This is a genomic window from Segatella copri (assembly GCF_015074785.1).
Lineage (GTDB): Bacteria > Bacteroidota > Bacteroidia > Bacteroidales > Bacteroidaceae > Prevotella.
Map to the genome: position 1 here is coordinate 2207050 of NZ_CP042464.1, position 25685 is coordinate 2232734.

The window sequence follows — 25685 nt, forward strand, 5'->3', positions numbered from 1 at the left end:
CAATGTTTTTTTATTGTACCTTTGCACCTCAGTTGGGCGATAAAAGCATCATCTCGTCAGCGAGAACTTGATGCTCAGGCCGAAATCCTGCGTTGTGGTAGGATAACTGCTGCTCGACAGGAGCGGTGTGTTAGTCTGACGGTCATAATAGAAACTCATGGTAAGGAGTTTGCTGAAGGTATAATCGGCAGAGAAACTCAGTTTCAGAGCATTGTTGCCGCTGCTGGCACTGCTTACCATTGAGGCTATATCACGAACGATGGCTGCCTGCTTGCGGAAACTGAAGTCAAGACGTAGATTCAGGTCATGGTTGGTACCATTCTGAACCGTCTTGGTGGTCGACGCATTCTTGTTGGCTGCATTCTTGTTGCCGCCCTTCGACTTGGAACGGGAGGCCTTGGCGCCCCAGCCGAAAACATCGAAGTTGTTGATGCGGTAACCCATACCGATTACCCAGTCCTTACTCAATGCCTCGTTCAGCTGCACACTCGTCATACTGAGGTTCAACACACGGGTCTGGCGATATTCTGCCTTCACCGTCATATTATTGTTGAATGTGACATCCATACCCAATAATGGCGAGAACGACTCGTTGATACTTACCTGCGAAATGTTGAACATGCTGCTTGGAGATGGATTGCCCGTAGTGGCATCACTCACGAAGCCGAGACCGTTCATATACTCCTGGAAGGTGCTGTAACTGTTGTAGCTGCCAACTGCAAAGACGCTTTTGTAAGAGTGGTTGATGTTGACACTCTTGAAGTGCTCATTGAACCAAGGCAGACGTCCCAGTCCGCTGTAACGGATGGTCCAGTTTGGCAACATCCGGCTCAATGCCGGGAATACCGAAAGCGAATTGCCACCCATCGAGGTATAAGCCTTGAGGAAGGCAGGAATCATGACATCGCTGCTATACTGGTTGACCGGTGTGCGGGAAGCATCAAACTTGCCGCCAGCCAGAGCCGAACCAGCCGGATAAACAGTTCCGGCATACTGAGCCTCTACCCTATCTCTGAAACCAGCCAGCGAGTTGACAAACTTCTCGAAGGTCTTGCTGCGATACCCCGAATTGGCATTGCCCATTCCCTCGAAAGCCGAACCCAGCGAAATGGTAGTCATCTGGAAGGCTCCACTCTGGGTGGTTGGCGTTCCTTCATACATATACTGTATGCTCTTCTGCGTGGTCTTGGTACGTGTAGCTGAGAGATCAATCTTGAAATCCTTGACAGGCTCCAGGGTGGCACGCAACGTAAGATTATCCGTTCTGCTGGTAGTGGCTGGTGTTGCGATACTGTCGTTGCAGAGCAGCCAGTCGTTGTTTCTAGCCTTCTCGATATAATCGTCGCCAACCATACCGAAGGCGAAGTCAAGACCCGGTGCCATCTGTCCCACCTTCTTCTGTCCGAAGGCATCCCCCACACTAGGCAAGAAGCCCGGCAGGGTGAGCTGATAGCTGCTGCGATAGTTGATGCTCACATTGCGCACCATCATTGCCAGGCGACTAGCCAACTGCAATCCCTTATACCATTTCTTATCATCAAGCGGTTCCTTAGCCAGCACGGAGAGTTTCACCTTCATGGCAGTATCTACCTTTGAGATGATTCTGATCTGGTTATTATCCACCTTTTTATATTTAAGCGGGAACACTTTGCCGTCTTCCGTCTTGGCATTCACAATCAGTCGCTTGGTATTCTTGCCGTGGCGTATCTTGAATGTGGTATCAGGCAGGAGGGTGATTTCCCGTTCGAAGGCACGCTTGTTCTTAGGCAACGCCTTCTTAGGATCTGCCGCCTGTTCCTTTGCTTCCTGCTTCTTTTTCTTTTTTTCCAGCTTCTTGCGCTGCATCTGTGCCCTACTCTGGGTACGGTCAAACTTATCGTTTACCTTCTTCAGGAAAGGCACATGGTTGTAGAGTTTCAGCAGGTTGAAGTTACCGTTCAATGTCAGTTCGCGCTGGGTATTGATGGTGTTTCCATACGAGTTGCCCTCCTCATCCTCTGTACCGCGCTCCCAAGAATAGTTGGCATTGTAAGAGGCATCGCTGTTCACCCAGTCGAAGACAGGCAGCAGATTGAGAGGCACCTTGTAGGATGCCTGGAAATTCTGACTGTAGTCGAGCGGTGCACCCCAGTGGCGGATGCTGGTCCATACGGAGTCCTTCCAGGCATGATACTGGTCGGCATAAAGATCCTTGTTGACCGGTGTATATGGTTCCTCTATCTGTGCATGGGTAGCACTCTGGAAGTTCATGTGCAGGTTCTTGGTCAGATCCCAGTTGATGGAGAACTCACGGTTCCAGAGGAACTGTTCACTGAAGGTGAGCGGCAACTTGGAGTCTACTCCGGCAGCTCCACTCATCAGGGTTTCCATATCGCGCTCCTGCAACTCGTAGTAGTCGCGCGTCATCTCGGTATTGAAGGCTATGTTCTGCGGCAGCCAGTTCAGTCCGAAACGTTTCAGAATGTCGAGCCACTTACTCTTGTTCTTCAGTCCCTTGAATGGTTCCCATGCCTTATAAACCGGGCTCCACGAATAATCCAAGGCTCCGCGCCAGTTGTCCTTGCGCTCATACATCGTCGTTTCACCCGTAGTATACTGATGCTGATGACTGTAGGTGAATGAGAAGTTGGCTGGATCGTATGGCATCGGATGACGCTTGGTAGCGATACCCACCCGGGCATTCGAGATGGAGAAGTTGGTCTGCGTAATCTTGGTGGCAGCGATATTCTCGATAGAATCGCGCTCATGCTTGGATCCGGCAGCATCGAGGGCATCCTTCAACTCCATATCGGTATCCAGCGGATTATACTTAGGAGTGGTCTTCTCCTTGGTAACACTATAATATAAAGGTATGCTCACCTTCGCCTTGTCAGGGAAGAACTTACCCATTTCGAGCGATGTGGTCACACTGTAGGTACCGTAATTATCGGTAGTGCGACTTGCCACGCCATCTTCCAGACCGCCGAATCCCTCGCTGATGTATCTGCCGGTGGCATTCACGCTACCCAAATCGGAGAGTTGTACGTTCAGGTTGGCATTGGCTGCCCAACCACCCGAATTATTATGTTCCTTGAGTCGGAGTTCGTTTATCCATACCTCACCACTCTTGATGTCGGCAGAATTGTTTCTCACACCCAGCATCATGGTCTTCACCTCGCCGAGACTCGGATTACCCACGATGGTAATCTTGTTCTGCGGATGTTCTGCATCCATCATGGAATAAGGAGCGAGATAAGAAGCCACACCCTGTGCCTTCGCCTTGTTACGGTTTTTCTTCAATGCCGTAAAGACGTTCAGCGGCACATCGAGCATATTCTCCTCAGGCCATACCGCCTTACAGTCGGCAAGCACATAGCGGTTGTAGTTGGAGCGTGGCTCGGTGAGTTTCAGCGGGATTTCATACTCGTAGTAATTGTTCTTGTAATCGCTACCCAGACGGATGAAGACTGAGAGATCACCATCCTGCAGACGGGTGGTATTCTGCTCCAATGCATTGGCATGGGCAAACATCTGGATGCGCTTGTACTGGCGCAGATCAAGGGTAGAATTCTTGTAAACCGCCTTCGCCTCACCTGGGCTCATATTCTTGACCACCAGACTCAACGCCTGCTCGTTAGCCTCAACCAACTGAGGCTGACTAGGATCCTGTTCGCGCTTGATACCCGGAGGCAATACATAGTTGACCGGTGTCTTCTCGCCGTTCTCTTCCAGACTCACGCTGTTTGCGTCGAGGGTTCCGCCACTGGCTGCACTAAGCGGCTGGTCATAAGTACGCCACTTGCCCATCACGAGGTCGAAGGTACCGAAACGCAGCACGATAGGTTTCTTGAAACCGGTGAGGAACATACGCATGAAGCGGATGCTGGAGAAATCGTTGATGTTACCCTGACGGCTCTCAAACTCATCGATAGGTATGCGGAACTGATACCAGATAACGGTAGACTTGGTATTATCACGCCAGGTCTGGCTGTATTCACGCTTATCTACAATATGATTGTTACCTACCACGAGATCTTCCGGACGGATGCTGACACGATACTGGAAGTATTTCTCATATTCGTTGAGCGTATAATCCTGGTTGATATCCTCGACATCCGGCGTTGACTTATAAGAAGTATCATAGCTCTCAGAACGGCTGTCGCTGTCAGGCGAGTTGCCCTGAGGATTGTTGATATACTTATATCGCTGCAAGATAGGAGCACGCATCTCATCCCAGTCGGAACCGCGGAAATAGTGGTAGTCATCACGTGCCGGATCGGCAAAGATGCTGTCGAACACCGCCTGGTTCACCTTACCCTGAATCTGGTCGAGATAAGCACTCTTGTAGAATTCCTGCTCCTCGGCATCGGTCAGTCCGTTGAAACCCACATCCTGCAAGGCTCTGCTGCCACTGGTGGTAGCAAAGGCATAGGTCACGGTGCTCTGGGTAGGAATCTTACCCCACTGGGTATAGGTGTAGCTCTTGCTGCCATCTACCGGCATGCCACTCTCATAGAATTTCTTGCCATCACGCAGGATATCCTCGCTCACCTCGCCCAGGTTGATGTAGAAATCGCCACCATAATCGGCAGCATCAGCCTCTTCGCGGGAATAGATGAACGGATCGAGCATCCAGAACTCGATGTATTCGATGTTTGCCTGCTCGAAATCGTTGGTATCCAGCTTACGCATCATTCCGCCCCAGTTGCGCTGCGGATTCTGCAGGGTTCCGTCAGCCTGCAAATCTGTTACATTGAAGTTGTATGGTCCCGGCTCGCTTGGATAGTAAGCCAGATTGAGTACATTCAGGGTATTGGTAGCGCCCTGATAACTGCTCTGGTCGCGCAATGGGAAGAGCTCCTTGGTATAGACCTCGCGAACATAATGGTTACTCAACTGCTTGAGGTCGCCCTTGATATGTCCCGGAGTGAGCGAACTTCCACGGCGGGTGAACAGCGGATCGATGGTATACCAGGCTAGGCGCGAACGGTGGAAACCGCTGCTCAGACCGGTCTTATCGCTGTAATCGTCCTTGAAATTGAGCGAAGGCACACTGGATATAAACCAGGAGGTAGGAGTAGTTACATCGATGGTAGTCTTCGTACCCTCGAAGTCATCGATATAAGATGCATTGTCCTGTGTGCCACCAGCCTCACCGGCAATGAGCTGGGCAAATTCTCCTGTAAAGGATATCTGCGATGGCTGGGTAAGGTGCAGGAATGGTATCTTGTCAAGCACATTGGTGAGCCACTGACTCTCCTTGCGCCAGTTGAGATTGATGCCCCAAAGGGTGTTCTTCAGCGGTTCGGAGCCCATGGATACCTTGGTAGTAAGCGCCTGTTCGGAGAGGTGCTGGATAGTACCGCTCAACTGGAAGTTCTTGGTAAAATCATACTCCCAGTTCAGTCCGAACATCGTTTTTCGGGTTTGTCCGAAATCGGTATTACTCTCCAGAGAAACGTTGACAGCCGTACCGGCATCGATGATGCTCTGGTTCAGGATGGTCACCTCACCGGCACTGTAATCTACCGAATAGTCGGTGCCCTCTTTCAGGGTGATACCGCCTGCCGTAACGACCACCGAGCCCTGTGGCACATTGTAGGCATCGAGCGAGATGACATTGGCTGCAGAGCCCTTGAACTGTCCCACAATCTGATACTTGTTCTTTTCGGCTATCTGCTTGGCTACGGTCTTCGTACTGTCATAAAGTTCGGTAAAGGCATACTTTTCAGCCTTGTCGGCAGCCACGCCCCGCTTGACCAGATAATCACGCATATAACTGCCGAAAGGCTCTACCTTCGGAATGAACACGCGTCCATTAGAGATGGTATAGCCTTCTACATAATCGAAATATCCATTGCTGTGTGCCTTGTTATTGTTATCCAGACGGTCGGCGCCCAGCACACGGATGATAGGCTGCTCCTTCACCTGCTGCTCAGGGATATAACTGAGATATACGCCGGTGGTATCGCTCTGGTATTTCACATCCAGGCGGAACTTCTCCTTCTCTACGGTAGAAGCCAGATAATAAACGTTCTTCATCATCAACCCCCAGTTGCCCTGTCGCGGATTGTTGCTGGTATTCTTGAGCGATTTCACGAAGAGTGCCTGCTTGGTATCGCTGAGATCGGATGCAAACTCGCCCACCTGATAGGTAACGCCTCCCGATGTATACTCATAGGCTACAGCAAGCACCTGGTCGGTCTGCAGACTGGTTTTCAATGAGATATAACCCAATGCAGTATTGACCGTATACTCAGAAGAATTGAGCAGACGGGCACTCTCCAGTTTCTCATAATCGGCTCCGCCAACCAGTCCGCCTCCATCGAGAGTGGTTGCTGCCTGGTCGATGTCACGGGCAGCAGCATACTGCCCTGTCATCGCCGCATACTCTGTATTCGCCTGGTTAGAAGGCACCTGTCCGCTCGCCGCCCACATCGGGTTGCTCAGTTTCTGGTTCTCGCCCAGGTCGGTCAGGGCTACGATGTTTCGGGTATTGGTGGTATTGCCGGTTTTGTTGGTAACCCACACTTCCACGCGGTTGATGGTGATGCCCGTGGTGAGATTAGGAAGTTTCTGCATCCAGGCATCATAATGGTTTCTGAAATACTGGGAGAGGAAGAAGTGGCGGTTCTCCTCATAATCGGCTACATTCAACTCAAAAGGGGTGAGCTGCACACCGCCCCTGGTAGATACGCTCTTCGATGCACTCTTCTTCTGCGAAGCTACCATCTGCAGCTTGAGTTTGCCAAACTGCATATCGGTTCTAACACCAAACAGACTGCTGGCGCCTTTGATGAGCGAAGAGTTGGAAGGGAAAGAGACGTTGCCCGCCTCAACGAGTTTGATGATTTCATCTTCCTTGCCGTCGTACTTCAGTTTCATGTTCTGTGCATCGAAATCGAAGGTGGCATCGGTGTTGTAATTCAGGTTCATGTTCACCTTATCGCCCACCTTTCCGTTGACGTTGAGATTGATTTTCTCATCAAAATCCATCATCGTCGTCTTTCGGTTGCGGATAGGCAACGAAGGATTGTCGATGTTTTTCTTGTTGATACCGAACTTGAGTTCGGCAGAACCCTGTGTCTTCACTCTGATGCCACCAGGACCGAAGATTTTCTCGGCAGGTCCCAAGTCGAAGTGCATATCCGAGAAATCGAACTTCTCCTTGCCTTTTGCCTGGAAGATTTCATCGTTCTGCTTGCGGAAGTAGCTGTTGCGCTGCTGCTGTTCGGTCCATGCAAGATACTCTTTCGGAGTGAGCATGATAGGAGCCGAAAGCCAGGTTGAGCCCATGCGGTTGCCGATGATATAGCGGTCGATGGTATCGTTGTAGACTACCTGATATTGCAGATTATCAGGACGTTTCAGGTCGAGTGGACTCTGATAGAGGTCGCTCAGGGAGTAAGGTTGGGTGCGCTGAATCTGCCAGCGGGTATGCAACAGCGAATCGGGAATGGTATCTTCATCGAGCTGTACGGGCTGGGCTGTGCTGGTATGGGTTTTCTTTTTATCGTCCTGAAGTTGAGGCAAAGCTATCGCATAGCCGAAGGTTGCCACCATCAGCCAAGCCAATAGAAAAGATATGAATCTTTGCTTCTGTTTCATCGACAAAAAACTCCTAACTTATTTGATTTGCTTCAATGCCAGTTTCACAACCTGTTCTACCGGGAGATCAGGCTGTGCCTTGAGGATATCTACTACTACCTTGGCAGATGGTGCCGGCGAGAAGCCGAGCATGGTGAGGGCGCTTACCGCCTCATCCTTTACGTCATTGTTTACCATCACCACATTGCCTCCGCTGGCTGGCAGTTCGTCAGCGATGCCGAGGCTCACGATTTTATCTTTCAGGTCGATGATGATTCGCTGTGCTGTCTTCAGTCCGATACCCTTCACGGTTTTCAGCACTTTGTCGTTACCTGTAGAGATGATTTCACAGAGTTCGCGTGGCGAGAGTGAAGAGAGAATCATACGGGCTGTATTTCCACCTACTCCTGAAACGGTGATGAGGAGGCGGTAGAGTTCACGTTCCTGTTTGGTAGCAAAGCCGAAAAGGGTAAAAGAGTCATCTCTTCCACCAGCCACCAGCACTTCGTGAACATAGAGCTTCACTTCCTGTTTGCCCTGAATGGCAGTATATGTATTGAGCGATATATTGAGTCCGTAGCCCACCCCCGCAGTCTCAACAACAGCCAGCGCAGGTGTCAGCTCTGTCAGATCGCCATGAATATATTCTATCATTTTCTTTTTCTCCTAAATTAAATTAATATATTAATAACGGGCAAAGGGCGGGATTATTGTAATAGAGTTCCATAAAATTACGTCCCGACGTGCAAAGCGCATCGGGAGGTATGGTAGTGGAAAGAGGATGAATGATGTTTCGCAACAAAATAGCGAAACTGTAAGGTTCTTGCTACGGATACTTTACAAATCTCTGCTTATTCATATCTAAAAAACTATGATTTTACTACTTTAATAAAAAGTGAAGAATTCACTGTAACTCTAACATCGATAAATGCTCGCAAATTCAAGTCTACGATTTTTTCTTTTAAAATTACGCTAAAATCAGCCGAATAGCTAAAAATGAACTATTTATGAGTTTTTCACCTCAACAGAGGTAATGATTTAGCAACAGTTCTAAATTCTGCAATCTGCATACGTTTGCTGCCTAACAACTCTTTTCGGCTGCAAAAATACAAAAAAATAATGAATCTAAGAATTTTATTAAACAAAAAATATCAAACAGAGAAATATGTTGCAAAAAGCACTGTCTTACTAGTGGTCTGTAAAGTCTAAAAGTTGAGTAAAACGTCGTTCGTCACATACTGATGATTGATGAAATATCACACGTGCCTTACTAAACTTTTAGACTTTACAATCTACTAGTTGTTTATTTTGCGAAATACGTATTTACAACATTTGTTGTTGTATTTTGCAATTTTAGCAACTTGTCGGTAAATTCTAAAACTTTAAACTTAACAGAGAAAGTTTTTGTACCCTTTCCTTCTGATGGAAAAATAACATAAAATGTTTCTACGTTTTCCTGCTGTATTAAGTATGGCTTCTCTATAGTATGAGTCTGTCCATTAAAGGAGAAACTAGTTGTGTATGTCGTATCTTTGAATATAAGACTCGAAGTATAAGACTTTCCTTTTGGCAATTGCAACTCCCATTTTTTACCTTTTAAGCTGTCGATTTTAAATGATTGTGCATGAACTAATTGCCCATTTAGGAACAATAGAGAAATAAAAAAATATTTAAAAATCAACTTCATATTTATTTAATTACTTTATACCTGTTAATACTATATTATAATCTTGTAAAAAATACCCAGCATTAACTGAGTACATACAAGCAAGCTCAGGGTCCATATAAATAGCAGCACCCGTATTGGAGTTATATCCTACACATAACACATTATGGGCAGAGCTTTCTATTTGGCTATTTACATCAGTCATGACGGGATGCTTGGCATCTATTGCAGACTTATAATTTGTAAATGTTTGAGTTTTAAAGAAATGTGTTACAAAAGGCTCGATATAATCCAAAGAAACACCATCAATCAAAGGATTTGAATTATATGTTTGTGTATAATATAGAATATACGCTCCCTCATTTACTGTTCCACCAAAAACTTTATTGTTTGCATACTCCATAATTGATGTTACGCAGGCATTAGGTATTTGCTTTGCCATTGTTGTTGGCAAACTACTTTTGACAAAGACATCACCTTTTTGTTTTGAATATTTTGTCGGGTTATAAATTATTTGAGTGGAAATCTGTTCTTTCGACACATTGTCTGGCTCGATTAAATCAGTCCCTTCACATGCGACCAAAAAAGTCACAGGAATAAAAAATAACAAATGTTTTATCTTCATATACATTTTCCTTTCCAAATGGTTTCGTCATTCAATTCTTGCACTTGTAGCAACCATTTTTAAACCTACAAGATTCTATATTTTTTTGCAAATTTACAAAAAAATATTTTAAGTGTTGAAAAATTAAAATTATTTATCCTTTTTAACAATATATCTTTGTTTGCCTAGAAATATCTTTTTAAATTTTGACGCTACAAAGATAGCGTGATTTTTCTGACATATCCAAATCCTGAGCAACTTTTTGTTGCTCAGGTCTTTAGATTTTTTCTTCTTTATTTATCTTCGGATTTAAGGTTCTTCTATCTTTTGAGATATTCCATTGCTCCTTGAACCATTCAACAATAGGCTGTCTATTGATACACAGAAACAATTGGTTCGGTTTGGTAGAATCAGAGAACACCTTAATTTCTGCATTCACTACATTGAACTTTCTTCTGTGCTCCTCGGAATAGAGTGAACCGCTAAAGTTGAGTGCCTTTCCTGTAAGAAGCACCCCAATTTGTTCAACGGTAAAGCCAACCCTCCTGCACAGGTCTTCCATTTGCAAGCGTGCCTCCAACATCGGGAACCAACGCTTGGCTTTGCGGATAATGTTGTTGAGCATCGTTATCTCCGTGGTGTGCTTGCTCTCCAAATTCGCGACCTCCGATTGGTGCTTCCGCTGTATCTCGTCAAGCTGTTTGCTGTGGCTGTCCTCCATACGCTGCACCTTCTCATGGAGTTCGTCAATGTATTGCTCTCGGTTTGTCACAAGCTCGCACAACTTTCGGTTGTGTTGCTCCACCTCCTTCAATTTTCCACTACCTAAAAGAGAACCAATCTTCGACACAAAGGCTGTCTTGGCTTCCATCTTAGCAGCCTGTAGTTTCTCCGTGCTGATTTCACTCTTGGTTTGTTGTAGAAGTCGCTGTGCTTCCTCAATATCAGATTGCAGCAGCTTCATACAGTTTTGAAGTCTCTCGGTCTCTCGCTTGATGTTGCGATAATACTGTGCCGTGGTGGTATGCCTCGCATCTGATCCACGGACCCCTCTCTTCAAGCCATACTTGCTCATGGCTTCAGCATAGCTGTCGTGATAGCCAATCATTTTGTCTCGGTTGAGCACATCATCGGCACACAGTCTCACGGCATTGGCTTTCTTGCGGTATGTCCGCTTGCCCTCTTCCGTAGGTTTGCTTCTTGCCTTTCTCCGCTCGCCTATCACTATTGGAACGATGGAGGCATGGAGGTGTGGCGTGTGCTCGTCCATGTGGAGAACCACCGAAACGACATTCTCCTTGCCGAATGTGTCCTGCAACCACTTCAAGCTGTCGTTGCACCAATCGTCAAGCTGCCCATTGGCTGCGATGTTCATCATGTCCTCGTGCGTTCCAGACAGCACGGTTCTAATCACCCTCACCTGGTCGTTGGTTATCTTGCGCTTGATGCCTGCCGTCTTGATGCGGTGGGCGATGGCTTCGTCACGACCATACACACCGCTCGGCATCTTAACAAGCTCACGGTTGAGGTGAGTTCTTGTTGGGTCGGCATTGTCTGGTATCACCTTGCGCTCTATGTGGTCTGACTCCCTTGCGTCAGAGCTGCCCTTTGCCTTCTTGAAATCCAAACTGAAATGTCCCATAATAAACTTGTTTTTGAGTTGTACAAATCCGCTTGCCGCATTGCGCCCTGCGCATGGCTCACGGGGTTTCAAAAGGGGATGCCCCTTTGCTCAAATGGGTGTTTTTAGCGGTGGCGTGCCACTGCGTCAAGAAAACGCCCTATTGAGCTATGGCTTTTCCGTTCAGAATAGCCATTGGAGCAGGAACCGCCTACATGCCCAAGGCTGCGCCTCTCTTTCGAGGTGGAATAGTCCGCTTAACAGGCTGTACTTGGTGTACCGACTGTTTGGATTTCACTCCGCCCAGATAGTCGTTCAAGTCGTTGTACTCGCTATACAAGTGGGATGCGTCCCTCACACGGTAGCCGAGGGCGTTCTCGATGGCAAGCGTTGCCTTCCGCCCTGCCTCGTCGTTGTCGAGCAGACAACTGATGCGCTCGTAGCCGTGGAGTGCGTCAACAGCCTTGTCCACATTGCTTGTGGAGTTGAGTATCACGTAGTCCTGCGCTTCCAATGACGGACAAGACGGAAACTTCTCCATGCGCAACGAGAGAAAGGAAAGATAGTCCATCATGCCCTCGAAAACATAGCAAGAGTATCTTGGCTCGCCTTGCTGTCGGATATGTGTGATGTCCTTGGGGGACATGCAACCCTTGAAGAATCGGTTACGAACCTCGTAACCGCCCGACTTGTTCTTGAAGCCGATGGCGAAGTAGTTCTTGCCATTATGCGAGAAGTGGAGTTCCACACATTCCTTTCGGGCTATGCACAGGTCAATATTCCGCTCGCTCAGATAGCGCAGGAGTGCAGGGTGGTTGAGCTCCCTAACCTCCAATCTCTCAAAACTCGGCTCGGAAGCTTGCTGAGGGAAAGAAAAGTCGGTCGGGCGTACATGGGGCGCTTGCTTCTCCATCTTGTCCAAGAGATATGGCAAGTTGTCTGATGCGTAAAGGTATGACGCAAGGGTGATGATGTTGCCGCCCTTGCCCATTCCGAAATCGAACCAACTGTTCATCGTGGTGTTCACCTTGAAAGATGGCTCGCTCTCGTTTCTCAGCGGTGACTTGTACCAAAGGTTTGCACCCTGCTGTTTGACAGGGTGGTGTCCCAAACTTAGCAGATAATCTGCAATCTTGATTTGCTTTGCTTCTTGAATATTCATGTCTTACTGTGGATTAAGTGGTGTATGTATTTCTGATGAATTGTTGAAAATAGTATGTATTGGTATGATAACCAAAGGCTTATCTTCTCAACAAACTCTCAACAAATGGTTCTTTTCAACAAAATCACTGGGCAAAAGAGAAAGACAGGCATTAGCGGTCATGTTTTCTCTTTTCAACAGTCTCTTTCTTTTGTTGAGAGATTTGTTGAGAAAATGTTGAGCCTTAAATACTTGATATCCAACACTTCTTTCGTCATATTCAACAATTCAACAAAATTATATGCTATTTAGCTTGTCCGTAAGCGGCTCCGCATTTATACCTTGCCCTTTATCGTAAAAGTTCTTACCTTTGCACCATAATTTTAAAAGCAACGAAATTATGAGAGCAACAGAACGTTATGAGAGGGCATGGAATGCCTTCCAGATTCATTTGAATCATAATCCAAAAGCCAGTTTGATTCCTTTTTTAAAGGAACGGCATGTAAACCATCGCTCGATGCATAGATGGATGTCTGAGAAAGGTTATTCTGTTAGGTTAGCCAAACAGCAGATTCGTCTGCTTCAGGCCGAAGCCCGTAAGGAATGTTCCGAGGCAATAGCCAAGGACACTGGGATGATGTTCCTTCCCATGGAAATACCATCCGAACTCGTCTGTCCAGAGAACTATCTTTTTGGCATAACCCTAACCTTCCCAAATGGAACGATAGTCACCATCAAGAAAGGTAGCGCCAAATCTGTCATGCATCTGATGAAACTTTACGAAAAGGAGGATATGCTATGTTTGGACTAAACGAAAATACCCAGTATTACGTCTGCCAGCGATATGTCCGAATGAACATGGGCATAAATGGCCTGTACCAGATTGTGAGGACGGAGATGGAGCTGCCGCCACTCGGTGGTGCCGTCTTCATCTTCTTCTCAAAGAACCGCCAGCAGGTAAAAATGCTCAAATGGGATGGCGACGGTTTCCTGCTGTATCAGAAGCGACTGGAGCGAGGAACCTTTGAATTACCATTCTTTGATCCCCAAAGCAAACAATGCAAAATGCCTTACAAGACGCTATCTGCCATCATGAGCGGAATTTGCCTAAAAAGCATGAAATATAGAAAGAGGGTTAACTTATAGCTTTGCTATGCTGTATTTAACGTATTGTATATCAGCAAGATAATAAAAATAAATATCTAAAAACACTTGCATATCTCGATATTTTTTCGTACCTTTGCACTATGAAAAAGGACGAAATTATAGTACTTTTAAAGGAACAGCTTCAGCTTGCAAACGAACAGCTTCAGCAAGCTAATGCTACGGTGAGCTCGTTGACTACACAGGTCAACGAACTCATTGAACGTATAAAGTCATTAGAAGAACTGCTCGTCCAGAAAGGAATCGCCATTGACAAAGCGAATCGTCAGAACAAGGCACTCGGCAAGCTCGTTTCAGGCAAGAAGTCCGAACGTCAGGAAAAGAATCCACAAGACTCGATGACCCAGGAGGAATTTGACAAGAAGAAAACAGAGCAGGCCGAAAAGAGAAAGGCACGCAAAAACAACGGTGCCAAGCGTGACATGCATTACGAGATGAAAGAGGTGCATGTTACGATAGATCCAGTCATGGATGCAGGGCTTTTGAAGACGTTGCGTCTCTTCGGAACTCGTACCTGTATACGTTACAGCATGGAACCCATCAAATTCATCAAGACCGTGTATCACATCAACACTTATACTGATGGAAGTATCATGTATCCGGGGAAAACTCCGCCGGCTCTGTTGTTGAATTCTTCCTATTCACCTTCCTTTGCAGCAGGACTCCTGCAGATGCGATACATCTATTCCATGCCGGTAGAGCGAATCATCAAATACTTTGCCGACAATGGGTTTACGTTAAGGAAAGCTACGGCAAACAAGTTGATTGCCAGAAGTGCTGATGTACTGGAAAACTTCTATAAGGCTATCTGCCAAGTAGTGTTGCAGCAGGATTATGTCTCGGCAGACGAGACATACCATAAAGTGCTGTTAGCCAAGACAAAACCTACAGACAAGGGGTCGAAGAAAGGCTACCTCTGGGCTGTAAGTGCGTCTAAATTGGGACTTGTCTTCTTCGTATATGAGGATGGTTCACGCTCTGAGCAGGTCATACTTAACGTATTCTCAGATTATAAAGGTACCATACAGAGTGATGCATATGCTCCTTACCGGAAACTGGAGTCGGATGCTTATCCTGACATTATGAGAATCGCCTGTCTACAGCATGTCAAGAGAGACTTCATCGACTGCGGCAAGGAAGACAAGGATGCTCAGGAAGTCGTAGATATCCTCAACAGATTTTATCGAGAAGACAAAAAACATAAGGTTGGGGTAAATGGATGGACCGTTGAAGGCCATCTAGTCTATCGGCAGTCATATGCACCGGACATTTTACAGGATTTATTGGAGAAACTGGAGGAAATATCTTCCAGGAAGGATTTGCTGCCCAAGTCTACCTTGGCGCAGGCGGTCGGTTATGCCCTTAATGAATATAATGCCATTTGTGACATCTTCAAAAGAGGTGATACGGCTCTCGATAACAACTATATTGAGAGAATCCAGAGGTACATATCACTATCAAGAAGAAACTCAATGTTCTTTGGTTCGCACGAAGGAGCAAGCCGGGCGGCTATCCTATATTCCATCGCCATCTCATGCAGGCTGAATGGCATTAATCTGTTTGAATACATATGCGACGTAATAGAAAAGACTGCAGAATGGCAACCCAATACCCCATTGAAAAAATATAGAGACTTACTTCCTGACCGATGGAAAAAGCAGTAACAGCATTAGTTTAATCAGCTGTTACTGCTTTTTTTTGAATTATGCAAGGTATAAACGCGGAGACGCTTACGCTTGTCCCTCGTTACAGTGTAGAACCTGCCCACACGTTTTGTTGGCGAGTAGTGACCGCTGCTGTTGTAGTTGTACTCGTATGAGGTGTAGGTGAGGGCGTTCTCTGAAGGTTGCAGCTTCCAACAGTCCTGCACTATCTTTCGCACAAGGTGCTTCTCCGCTTTCACGTGGTTGCATTGCAACAAGGCGATTGCATCATTGAGGCAGAATTGCAAACTGTCGGTTTGGGTGTTCTCCATGACCTCAAGGAACAGCTCCGACATTTCCACTTCAAGCCTGTTGCGGTTGCAGCGTATGATTCTTCTCAGTACATCGGTAGCTATCTGTTCGGGGGCGAACCACATACGGCTCTTGTGCTCGGTGGACAGCGTTCTGCCTTGCAAATGGAACAGAAAAGCAGGTATCTCAGCCTTTAGTTTCTCCAAGAAGTTGGTATCATCCGCTTGCAGCGATGAAATCTTCCTCACCCAATATCGGGTCTCTCCCTCGTCAATGATGACAGGCAAGGACTCGTTGTTGGAACATAACACGAACTTGGCAAAGAAAGAAATTTCATTTCTGTCCTTGCCCTTGGCTTCCACCTTGTACGAGAGGGTGGTGCTGAGGTTCTTCAACCGCTCGGAATCCTCCCTGCGACTGAGCAACACCTCGTCCACGACAATTAGCAGCTTGCCAGCCCAATCGGAATTGAACTGACTGCGGAAGTCCTCGTTGGTGTTGAATGTCACGTTATCTTGGAACAACGCTTTCAGAAAGTTCAAGAACGTGGTCTTGCCTGTGTTCCTCTCCTCTGATACGAGCAGCAGAATGGGCAACTTCTGCACAGGTCTGAGATAGAGCAGTTGCAGGTAGTCCATGCCAAGCTCATATTGCTCACCGAAGATGTGACTAACCAACTTCTTGATATTTGGGAAGTCCCCTTGCATCGGCTTATGTCCTATCGGCTCGTATAGGTTGAGGAAACCGTCTATCACCGTGCGGTGGTTCACATGCTCGGGAACGGTGCAGAAGCCGTCATACTTGTGAACGTACTTGATGAACTCCTTGCCGTAGTCCTGACGCAAGGTCTCCATGTTCCATGGGATGCGCTTTCTTACCTTTCCTCCATTGATGGTAGGTTGGTCAACCACCTTGTACAAGGTTGTGCCAACACGGATGAACACCTCGTTTGTCGGAGGTGCAGCCTGTGGCTTTGCATTTGCCACGCCTACAAGCTGATTGTTGTCGTTTGTCTTGCTCATAATCTAACCTTTGTGAGTTGATAAATTAAAGTTGCAAAGGTAAGGGTGGAAAATCAAAACGCAAAACACAAACTTGCGCAGAATGGAGAAGTTTGCACCGGCAATGTTAAAAGATTGGAAATCAAGGTGCTTGATGTAGGCTTTCGGGATAAAATAAAACGAAAAAATCCCAAAGAAAGGCTTCCTTGTAAACCTTTCCTCGGGATGAACAAAAAGTAATTTTACATTATACTTTTACTTGTCTGGTTCTAATTCTTCTACTGCATAAATGGCATGTAGTTCAACTTTCTTAATCTTAGGATATGCCGTTTTATAATAATCTGTCACATCTTTGACTATACTTTCTTGGTCATAGTAAAATGTAGCCAAAACGACTTCCGTATAATTACCAATAGGTAATAAATGCCAAACTTCGGAGTTATCGGCATTTGGCTGAATCTTAAGAATTCCATCCATGCGGACATTTCCTTTATCATCTGTAATGGTTAGTCTCTTGGTTACATAAGAGCCGAAAGGAATATAATCACGAGTACGTATTGTATAATATTTATTGTATGAGTCTTTCTCTATGGCATCAGCTGCAATAGTTGCAGAATCCTCAGAAGAAACACCTTCAACAAAACATTTTCTATCTACCACATACATTGTTCTACTAAGTTCCCAAAGAGCCGTCCAATCTTTTACTTCAACCTTTAATACAGCAGTATTTCCATCGGAATCGGTTATGGTGATAGTGGTATTTCCTACAGAAACACCACTTACATAGATTTCTTTCTCTGCTTCATTTGTTGAGCACGAGACTTTGGCTATACTTTCATCGGAAGATGTTGCTGATATTTTGCCTTTAGCTCCATTTACATTAACTTTGCTGCTACTTTCCGTATAGGTGGTAAGAGAGGTAATCACAATCTTTTTACCAGTATTTATGTCACCAATGATTTCGTCTTGTGTGAGTTGAAGACCAGAGTCATCATCACCGCAGCTTGCCAAAGATCAATACTCTGTTAATTCTTATGTAATCGATTGAAAATGAGAGAGTTAATTAACGTAATATAACTAATAAAATTTGGTTAAGTGGCTGATTATCAGTAACTTTATAGTTCTCTAAGCTCAAAGTTATATGACATCAGAACCACTCAACCAATATACGGAAATATGCAGAGATGCTATCAAAAGTTCATCTGCAAAGTTAAGCAAAACTTTCGAGAGTCTACTCTTGGAAATACTTTTATTGTACATGACGATACAAAGAAAGATAAATTTCACTCAAATGGAGCGTTACGGCACCCATTGTGAGCAGACCTACAGAACGAACTTCAACCGTGGTCGTGCTAAATGCATAGACTGGGTGAAGTTCAACCTTGCCCTATGCCGACGTTACTTGAATATGGATGGTCTATTGGCTATAGCCATCGATCCGAGCTACATCAGCAAGTCGGGTAAGAAGACTCCGCATATCGGTACTTTCTGGTCCGGTTGTGCAAGTTCCATGAAGCATGGGCTTGAAATCATGGGGCTTGCACTTGTCGATGTCCATGCCAACAGTTGCATGATGCTGCGCGCCCATCAGACTCCATCTACTGGAGAATTGAAAATGCGTAACATGACTCTCGTGCAACATTACATAGCGGTCATCAAGCGTTATAAGAAGGATTTGTTGAAGGTCACCGATATTGTTGTCGCTGACGCTTTCTTCTCTATCCGTCCGTTTGTGGACGGAATCAAAGAGTGCGGTTTCCATCTTGTCAGCCGCTTCAGGGATACTGCGAGCCTATATTATGTGTATACGGGACCTCGTTCCAATAAGCCTGGACGTCCCAAGACACTTGACGGAAAAATCAACTACAAGAAACTTGACCTCACACGTATGGCAGAGTTGCATATTGAAGGACTTGAAGGCACAGCCTACACACTCATAGCCTATTCAAAGGCATTGAAGCAGAAAGTGCGCCTTGTCATTTGGGTTATGCCGAACGGAAAACACAAGCTTTTCTTCTCAACAAAGACATCCATGTCGGGTGAGGAAGTGTTGCGCACATACCGCTCAAGATTCCAAATAGAGTTTTGTTTTCGCGATGCAAAGCAATATACTGGTCTTACGCATTGCCAAGCAAGACACAAGAACCAGTTGGACTTTTCCTATAATGCATCATTCGCATCACAGAATGTTGCGAAAGTGATGATGAAGGAAAATGAATTGCCGTATTCCATGGCTTCTTTCAAGGAGATTATGGCAAGCACATACATCGCTAAATTAATTTTCAACAAGTGTCGGAGAATACCGAACCGAAAGTTAATTAGTCATACTATCAAAGAACTCTTTGGCTGGCAACGTAAAGCTGCTTAGCCATTATCTCAAATTTTAACGAACTATTGAAAGATAGCAAAGCGGTTAATGCAATAAGAATCATTTTAATTTTCATACATTTCTTCAATATTAAAGGGTTACACTTATATCTAATAAACGCAGACCGTATCAAAAACTTGCATGAGATTTCATATTTTTCTTCATGCGCAATATAAATCACCCTATCAAGAATTTTGTGAATCAATAAATCTATACGACAGTAAATCAGTAAATCAATAAGTCAATACGACAGTGAATATCCAAGCGTCAAAGATGCGACCATTCTCAACTAAAAGCATTTGTCCCTCCGTAGATTTGCAGGACAATGGCTATTTTCTCTTTTGCTCCGTACAGCCTCTTGGTGATGTCATCACGAAGTTGCGCTGCACCATTGGAGTTTAGACGGAAGCAAATGGCAACAACCATAGGGAATCCATACAATGTTTGCCAAACATCTTTGGAAAGTTTTTGCCTCTTTTGGACTTCCGACATCAACAACATACCTTCTTTATATATGGCTCTTATCACGGCTTTGAGCTTCGGGGTTGTGACATAAAGCATATCTACCAACTCATTTTCACTCATCCACAAGTCCTCCACATTGGACGGAATGGAAAGCTTTCCATTTCCGTCCACGGTGATTACAGTCCTTTTCATGCCATCCCTCCCATTGCAGGCAAATGCCCCTTGATTCGACTTTCAAAGACTGATATGTCATGGTCAAGTTTGGTGCTTGTCACCTTGGCATATATCTGTGTTGTTGTGATGTTCGTGTGACCAAGAATCTTGCTCACGCTCTCTATTGGCATACCATACTCCAATGCTAAAACTGCCCAACTATGACGTGAGACATGAAATGATACATGCTTCTTTATACCACACATTGCAGCAACTTTCTTGATGCGCTTGTTGATGCTGTCAAGGTTGCCAATGTTGAACAAGTGATTACCCTTTCTGAAAGATTTGTATCTCTCAACTATCTGCATGGGAATATCCATCAGCTTGATTTGGAACGGCACACCTGTCTTCTGACGCTTGGACACAATCCAAGGAGAACCGTTTACCATGCTGATGTTGTCCTCTGTAAGATTCTTGATGTCGATAAAAGATATACCTGTCCAACAGCCAAAGACGAAGAGGTCTCTTGCAAATGCCATGTTGGGGTCTTCCAACTTTATTTCAGTCATGGCGGTAAGCTCGTCCAAGGTCAAGAACTCACGTTCCTTGTGGTCTGGGTCAACATGGTACATGGCAAAAGGGTTTCTCGGTATCTTGCCATTGTAGTGTGCTGCTGTGACAATATGTTTCAGAGGTATGGAGTAAATCCAGATGGAGGACTGCGCAAGTCCGACAATATTCTTTAAGTACAAGCAATAGTCACGGATGAACTCTTCGGTAAGCTCATTCATGGACATATCGCTTCGCTTGTACTGATACTTGATGAACTCGGCAACGTACTTTCTCACCACAAGATACTTGTTGTACGTGTTCTTGGCTCTGTCCTTGCCTACACGCTTGGCAAACGCAGCGTTCTCCTTGTCAAAAGCTCTAAGCAAAGTCTCGTACTCCGTACCTATGCCTTGGTATGCGTTTCTCACCATTTCTGCGGTAACGAACGCCTCACGGTCGGAAAGTCGTTGGTAATGCTTGGCGATTTGAGCTTTGATGTTGTCAAGCGCAAAATTCACTTCCTTGGCTTCCTTGCTTTTGCCGATGGCTCTGTTGCCTTTGGCATCCCAGATAGCCTTGGTCACGCTCTGCTTGCAACTGAACTGTGCGATAGTTCCGTTGATTGTCACTCGTCCCATAATAGGGACAATTCCGTTTCTCTCCTTGCTTCCATTTACATAGAAGACTGTCTTGAAAGTGCATCTCATAATTCTTACTTTTTTGTTCGGTGCAAAATTAAACTATGAGAGCTGCATGGCAAAATCAAAACTTACGCAGAATGGGGAAATATGAACCGTCACCGTTAAAAATGCTTATTAGGGCGTTTCTGCGAGGTAATGATTTGAAAGCGTTTCTATTTCCTCAATCTGCGTTTTCCGCATTTCCTTGTCTGTGCCACTTAAAGCCAACGGCTGCCACAACCACTTGAAACTCAAAATAAAAGCATCATTCTGCTATTTTTTGCTTTTTTAGGCGTTATTTTCATTAAAAAAGTTTGTCGATTACAAAAAAAATCCTTATATTTGCAGCCAAATTGCAATTTAACTTCTAATATTAAAGCGTATGATGTGGAGCACATATAAAAGATTTTTTTTAAGAGGAGCTCAAACTTCATTATGGATACGTCATTAAAAATTTTAAATATGAAAATAAATAGCATAATACTGGGAGCATACTATAGCTGCCAGGCAAATAATTATGCAGATATGAAAGTTTGCATAAACACCTATTTCGTGAATACGAACAGAAATATTTCATTAAAATAAAAAAAATACTCGATATGTATAACAAAATTATCTTCATTATGATGTTATTACTTATGATTTCGTGCAATTCGAAGCAGAAACGAAATCATAAAAACTCAATAGAGATTAAAGAACAATTAGGACAATCATCTTATCCTTTTATAAAAAGTATGGAGTATCATGCCTATATACAAGATAATGAGGCTATCCCTGTTATAGAAATCCAAATCACTGAAAAAGGAAACTTCTCTATCTTTGTAAAATATCAAACTAATAAAAAATATTCGAAACTTAGTTATAAAGAGACTTTGGATTTTTTGTCCACCGTCATAGAAAAACAAAATAAAGAAAATATTCCCCTCTCTAGGCTTCAACAAATATTTATAAGAACAGAAATGTGGAATGAAAATTCCATCTATACTTCTATGGAGGAATACAGGAACATAAACATTCCACATGGCGAATATTTTAACAAAAAAGCGAAGGAAAGCCGTATAGTTTCAGACATCACAAAAATACTATCCAGATATAACTTAAAGATTGGAAGTCTCTCATACGAAGGTCTGCTACCGCTAGACGGAAAAGTCATTAAAGAAATAAATAAAAATATAGAATTAAATACGTCAGAAGCTTACCTTACAGGGAATTTAGTTTTAGATATTGCAAACCAATAGTTATGAAAATCAAGAATTTAGAAGAAGCATTAATCTGTTTTAAAGAAAATGCAATCATTCATGGGGAATGTACGCAAAATGGAGACTACAAACGTGGTAACAAAAGCCACAAAAATATAATAAATGCCATCAAGTACATTTCTGCAGAACATAAATATGAAATTTTAGAACCTCTTTTGGAAGATAACAATCTTTCTGTAAGAATATGGGCAGCTTATGCACTATTGCACGTTAATACTCCAAAAGCAGTAAAAGCATTGAAAGAAATTGTTAAGAATGACAGTGGAATTATGGGGTTCAATGCAGAAATGACATTAGATGAATTCAAGAAAGGCAACATTTAACCTGCATATTTCATTCTCACCTAATTATACAAGTGCAAAGATTTGCCAGAAATTACGTCCCGACGTAGCATGTAATACGTCACGACGCAGAGCCAGAGATGTCGGGACGCAGCAAAAGCTACGTCAGGACGTAATTCAAAGCACATCGGGAAGTATCGGAAAGGGGATGTATGATGTTTCGCAACAAAATAACGAAACTGTAAGGCTCTTGCTACAGATACCTTACAAATCTCCGCTTATTCATACCTAAAAACTATGATTTTACTACTTTTTGCAACTTTTATGAGTTAAAATTCTATTAAAACGTCACGTATTTCAAGAAAAAGCTATACTTTTGCAACCGGAAATAGAATAAAAAGCGGAAAACATATCCGTTGGATGACTAAACCGCAACAAATAAAAGAAATAAAAACAACAAAATAAAAGAAATAAGACAATGAAGAAATTTAGAGCAGCCGTAGTAGGATACGGCAACATCGGTAAGTTTACTGTTGAGGCACTCGAAGCAGCTCCTGACTTTGAGATTGCAGGTATTGTACGTCGCCAGGGTGCCAAGGACAAACCAGCTGAGTTGGCAAACTATGAAGTAGTAGATGACATCACCAAGTTGAAGGATGTAGATGTTGCTATCCTCGCAACCCCTACCCGCTCTTGCCCTGAGTATGCAGAGAAGATCGTTGCCCTCGGTATCAACACCGTAGACAGCTTCGATATCCACACCAGCATCCTCGACTATCGTACCAAGCAGATGGAGAACTGCAAGAAGGCTGGCAAGGTAAGCGTTATCTCTGCTGGTTGGGATCCAGGTTCTGATTCTATCGTACGCGTTCTGATGGAAAGCCTTGCTCCTAAGGGCTTGACATATACCAACTTCGGTCCTGGTATGAGTATGGGTCACTCAGTTTGTGTTCGTGGCAAGAAGGGCGTAAAGGAAGCGCTCTCTGTAACCATCCCATTGGGTGAGGGTATCCACCGCCGTATGGTATACGTAGAGTTGGAAGAAGGTGCCAAGCTTGAGGATGTAACAGCCGAAATCAAGGCAGATCCATACTTCGCTCACGATGAGACCCACGTATTTGCCGTAGCATCTGTAGATGATGTAAAGGATATGGGTCATGGTGTGAACCTCGTTCGCAAGGGTGTATCTGGCAAGACCCAGAACCAGCGTTTCGAATTCAACATGAGCATCAACAACCCAGCCGTCACCGCTCAGGTATTGGTTAACGTGGCTCGTGCTTCATTCCGTCTGCAGCCAGGTTGCTACACCATGCCAGAGATTCCAGTTATCGATATGTTGCCAGGAACCCGTGAGGAAATCGTTGCAACACTCGTATAATTGGGAGTGAAGAACGAAGAGTGAAGAGTGAAGAATTCACTTGCATCACTATAATAAAACGGCTCGCAAGAAGTTTCGAATCCTTGCGAGCCTTTTTTCCATTCAACTAAAACCACTTATAATAACCCTGTCATATACAATGGCAAATAAGTAATCCCCTCCTCTACTTTCAAATCAGCAGCATGCAAAACATACGGGGTTGCCAGATAGCTACCATATTTAGCGATGCACTTTTTGAGAGAAGTGAGCGTGTATCTGTTAGTTGACTTCACTTCTATCGGTGAAATATTATGCTTTGACGTTATGGTATCTTTGGCTATCAGGAAATCCAGTTCCATCCTTTCCTGGGCATCATCCTTACTATATTTGGAAAAGAAATACAGCTTATGCCCTGCCGAACGTAACATCTGAGCAACAATATTCTCAACTATCATTCCGCTATTGAACTCCAGCTTATCTACCAAAAGCTTGTTATATAAGTTTTCAGATACTATCGTATTTTCATTGAAAGCATGACTAATGAGCAAACCCGTATCAGCCATATAGCATTTCAATGTCGTATCATCGGTATTCATTCCAAGACCGATGCTTGGCTCTGTCGTATTATAGGCCATATTGACTATCATGGCATCTGACAGCCAAAAGAATGCCGTTTCATAATCTCGCATTCTCGCCCCTTCTGTGAGTGCCTTCAACATAAATTTCTTCTCATGTTTTTGAAGCTGAGAAGGAATTGTATCAAAAATCTGAGTAACTTTAAATACATAAGTTGACGCATACTTCTGGATATCGTTACGATATAAAGTAAGAATTTGGCGTTTCACACGATCCACCTTATTGAAATCTCTGGTTTCTACAAATTTAGCTACAGCCTGCGGCATTCCTCCAACAATGAGATACTGTCTGAAATAGTCCATTGCCATTCGATGCATCATTTGTCCCATCTCATGCCTTTTCTGAAAGTTCATTCGTATAAGCGGCATCAGGGTTTCATTGTTCAGTGCCCACAAGAATTCCTCGAAATCCATAGGATACATCAATATTTCTTCCTCCTCAGAAGGAATCATGATATTCTCTACGTTCTTTTTGATAGAAACGAGCGAACCAGTCTCGATATAATCGTAACGACCATCTTCAACCAGATACTTGATAGCTGTACGAGCCCGGGGATACAATTGCACCTCATCAAAGATTATAACCGAATTTCTTGGATATAGAGGTGTATTGGTGAAACTGCTTAAATACATAAAGAACGTATCCAAGTCATCCAGATAGGTTTCGAACAAGGATTTTATGTCCTTTCCTATTTTATTGAAATCAAGTAAAATATAACTCTTGTATTCTTTTTGAGCGAATTCCTTTACGATATAGCTCTTTCCTACACGACGGGCACCATTGATGAGAACAGCACTTTCTCCGTTCTGTTCTTCTTTCCATTTCTTTAGCTGCTCATATACTTTTCTTCTCATAATTTACACCTATCCTAGATTAATTTTATCGGAAAAATACACCTATCCGCGATTAACATTTCTCAGTTTTTACACCTATCCGCGATTATCAGATGATGCAAATATACACATATCCGCGATTATCTCCAAGAAAAAGCCAGTTTTTTAATATCTTTTAATTTTAAGAATAAGATGATAACGATACGCAAGATCATAATATTGGTAATAGTATAAACATCATGCTTTAAGTCCATTGTAGCTTTGTGTTATAATCCATTGCAAGCATGTGAATTAGCTACAGAAGCCGTATCTATCGGCATGAAGAAGTAGATCTATCCAATAGTCGGCAGCCGCCAGCAAGGTTGCTGGCATATGGCAGCAAC

18 protein-coding genes are annotated in these 25685 nt (G+C 44.2%); 7 read left to right on the plus strand and 11 right to left on the minus strand.

The window, feature by feature from the left end:
* Positions 1–48: 48 nt before the first annotated feature.
* The 6 genes from sprA to FO447_RS09520 form a co-directional block, all read right to left on the minus strand.
* Positions 49–7587: a cell surface protein SprA gene (sprA, locus tag FO447_RS09495; protein ID WP_200756142.1), complete on the minus strand. Its 7539-nt coding sequence runs from the start codon at positions 7585–7587 to the stop codon at positions 49–51.
* Between the two features lie 18 nt (positions 7588–7605).
* The gene (gene ruvA / locus FO447_RS09500; protein ID WP_022121046.1) at positions 7606–8220 is read right to left on the minus strand and encodes a Holliday junction branch migration protein RuvA; all 615 of its coding nucleotides are present in this window, start codon (positions 8218–8220) and stop codon (positions 7606–7608) included.
* Positions 8221–8869: 649 nt separating this feature from the next.
* Positions 8870–9253, minus strand: coding sequence for a hypothetical protein (locus FO447_RS09505; RefSeq protein ID WP_089544302.1), 384 nt, complete (start codon positions 9251–9253; stop codon positions 8870–8872).
* A gap of 10 nt (positions 9254–9263) precedes the next feature.
* Entirely contained in the window at positions 9264–9857 is a 594-nt protein-coding gene (locus FO447_RS09510) for a C39 family peptidase (protein WP_022328649.1), read from the minus strand.
* A gap of 256 nt (positions 9858–10113) precedes the next feature.
* Complete coding sequence (mobV, locus tag FO447_RS09515; RefSeq protein WP_200756143.1) at positions 10114–11478, minus strand: MobV family relaxase; 1365 nt, start codon at positions 11476–11478, stop codon at positions 10114–10116.
* 190 nt (positions 11479–11668) lie between these two features.
* The gene (locus tag FO447_RS09520) at positions 11669–12619 is read right to left on the minus strand and encodes a toprim domain-containing protein (protein WP_200756144.1); all 951 of its coding nucleotides are present in this window, start codon (positions 12617–12619) and stop codon (positions 11669–11671) included.
* Between the two features lie 379 nt (positions 12620–12998).
* On the opposite strand from FO447_RS09520, the gene FO447_RS09525 reads away from it, so the two are divergent.
* The 3 genes from FO447_RS09525 to tnpC all read left to right on the plus strand — a co-directional run bounded on the left by FO447_RS09525 (position 12999) and on the right by tnpC (position 15426).
* Positions 12999–13409 (plus strand): hypothetical protein, encoded by a 411-nt coding sequence (locus FO447_RS09525; protein ID WP_200756145.1) that lies wholly within the window; start codon positions 12999–13001, stop codon positions 13407–13409.
* Positions 13397–13744, plus strand: coding sequence for an IS66 family insertion sequence element accessory protein TnpB (tnpB, locus tag FO447_RS09530; RefSeq protein WP_200756146.1), 348 nt, complete (start codon positions 13397–13399; stop codon positions 13742–13744). Before FO447_RS09525 ends, tnpB begins: the two co-directional genes overlap by 13 nt.
* Positions 13745–13845: 101 nt before the next feature.
* Positions 13846–15426: an IS66 family transposase gene (tnpC, locus tag FO447_RS09535; protein ID WP_200756147.1), complete on the plus strand. Its 1581-nt coding sequence runs from the start codon at positions 13846–13848 to the stop codon at positions 15424–15426.
* 14 nt (positions 15427–15440) lie between these two features.
* Here the strand turns inward: tnpC and FO447_RS09540 are convergent, their stop codons facing one another.
* Together FO447_RS09540 and FO447_RS09545 are read right to left on the minus strand one after the other, a co-directional pair.
* Entirely contained in the window at positions 15441–16739 is a 1299-nt protein-coding gene (locus FO447_RS09540) for a primase-helicase family protein (RefSeq protein WP_234698970.1), read from the minus strand.
* Between the two features lie 234 nt (positions 16740–16973).
* The gene (locus tag FO447_RS09545; protein ID WP_200756148.1) at positions 16974–17729 is read right to left on the minus strand and encodes a pilus assembly protein N-terminal domain-containing protein; all 756 of its coding nucleotides are present in this window, start codon (positions 17727–17729) and stop codon (positions 16974–16976) included.
* 130 nt (positions 17730–17859) lie between these two features.
* Between FO447_RS09545 and FO447_RS09550 the strand changes: the two genes are divergently transcribed.
* Positions 17860–19086, plus strand: coding sequence for a transposase (locus FO447_RS09550; RefSeq protein ID WP_117664388.1), 1227 nt, complete (start codon positions 17860–17862; stop codon positions 19084–19086).
* Positions 19087–19371: 285 nt separating this feature from the next.
* Here FO447_RS09550 and FO447_RS09555 read toward each other — a convergent pair whose 3' ends face one another.
* Together FO447_RS09555 and FO447_RS09560 are read right to left on the minus strand one after the other, a co-directional pair.
* On the minus strand, positions 19372–19743 hold the full coding sequence (locus FO447_RS09555) for a hypothetical protein (protein WP_200756149.1): 372 nt from the start codon (positions 19741–19743) through the stop codon (positions 19372–19374).
* Positions 19740–20963, minus strand: a complete 1224-nt coding sequence (locus tag FO447_RS09560) for a site-specific integrase (protein WP_100766116.1) — start codon at positions 20961–20963, stop codon at positions 19740–19742. Before FO447_RS09560 ends, FO447_RS09555 begins: the two co-directional genes overlap by 4 nt.
* 707 nt (positions 20964–21670) lie before the next feature.
* On the opposite strand from FO447_RS09560, the gene FO447_RS09565 reads away from it, so the two are divergent.
* The 3 genes from FO447_RS09565 to FO447_RS09575 all read left to right on the plus strand — a co-directional run bounded on the left by FO447_RS09565 (position 21671) and on the right by FO447_RS09575 (position 23854).
* Positions 21671–22174 (plus strand): hypothetical protein, encoded by a 504-nt coding sequence (locus FO447_RS09565; RefSeq protein WP_147347191.1) that lies wholly within the window; start codon positions 21671–21673, stop codon positions 22172–22174.
* 2 nt (positions 22175–22176) lie between these two features.
* Positions 22177–22518 carry a HEAT repeat domain-containing protein gene (locus FO447_RS09570; protein WP_200756150.1) on the plus strand — a complete coding sequence of 114 codons (342 nt, stop codon included), beginning with the start codon at positions 22177–22179 and terminating at the stop codon, positions 22516–22518.
* A 436-nt stretch (positions 22519–22954) separates the two neighbouring features.
* Entirely contained in the window at positions 22955–23854 is a 900-nt protein-coding gene (locus FO447_RS09575) for a diaminopimelate dehydrogenase (protein ID WP_200756151.1), read from the plus strand.
* Positions 23855–23970: 116 nt separating this feature from the next.
* On the opposite strand, the gene FO447_RS09580 is transcribed toward FO447_RS09575, so the two are convergent.
* Complete coding sequence (locus FO447_RS09580; RefSeq protein ID WP_200756152.1) at positions 23971–25323, minus strand: ATP-binding protein; 1353 nt, start codon at positions 25321–25323, stop codon at positions 23971–23973.
* Positions 25324–25685: the final 362 nt, after the last annotated feature.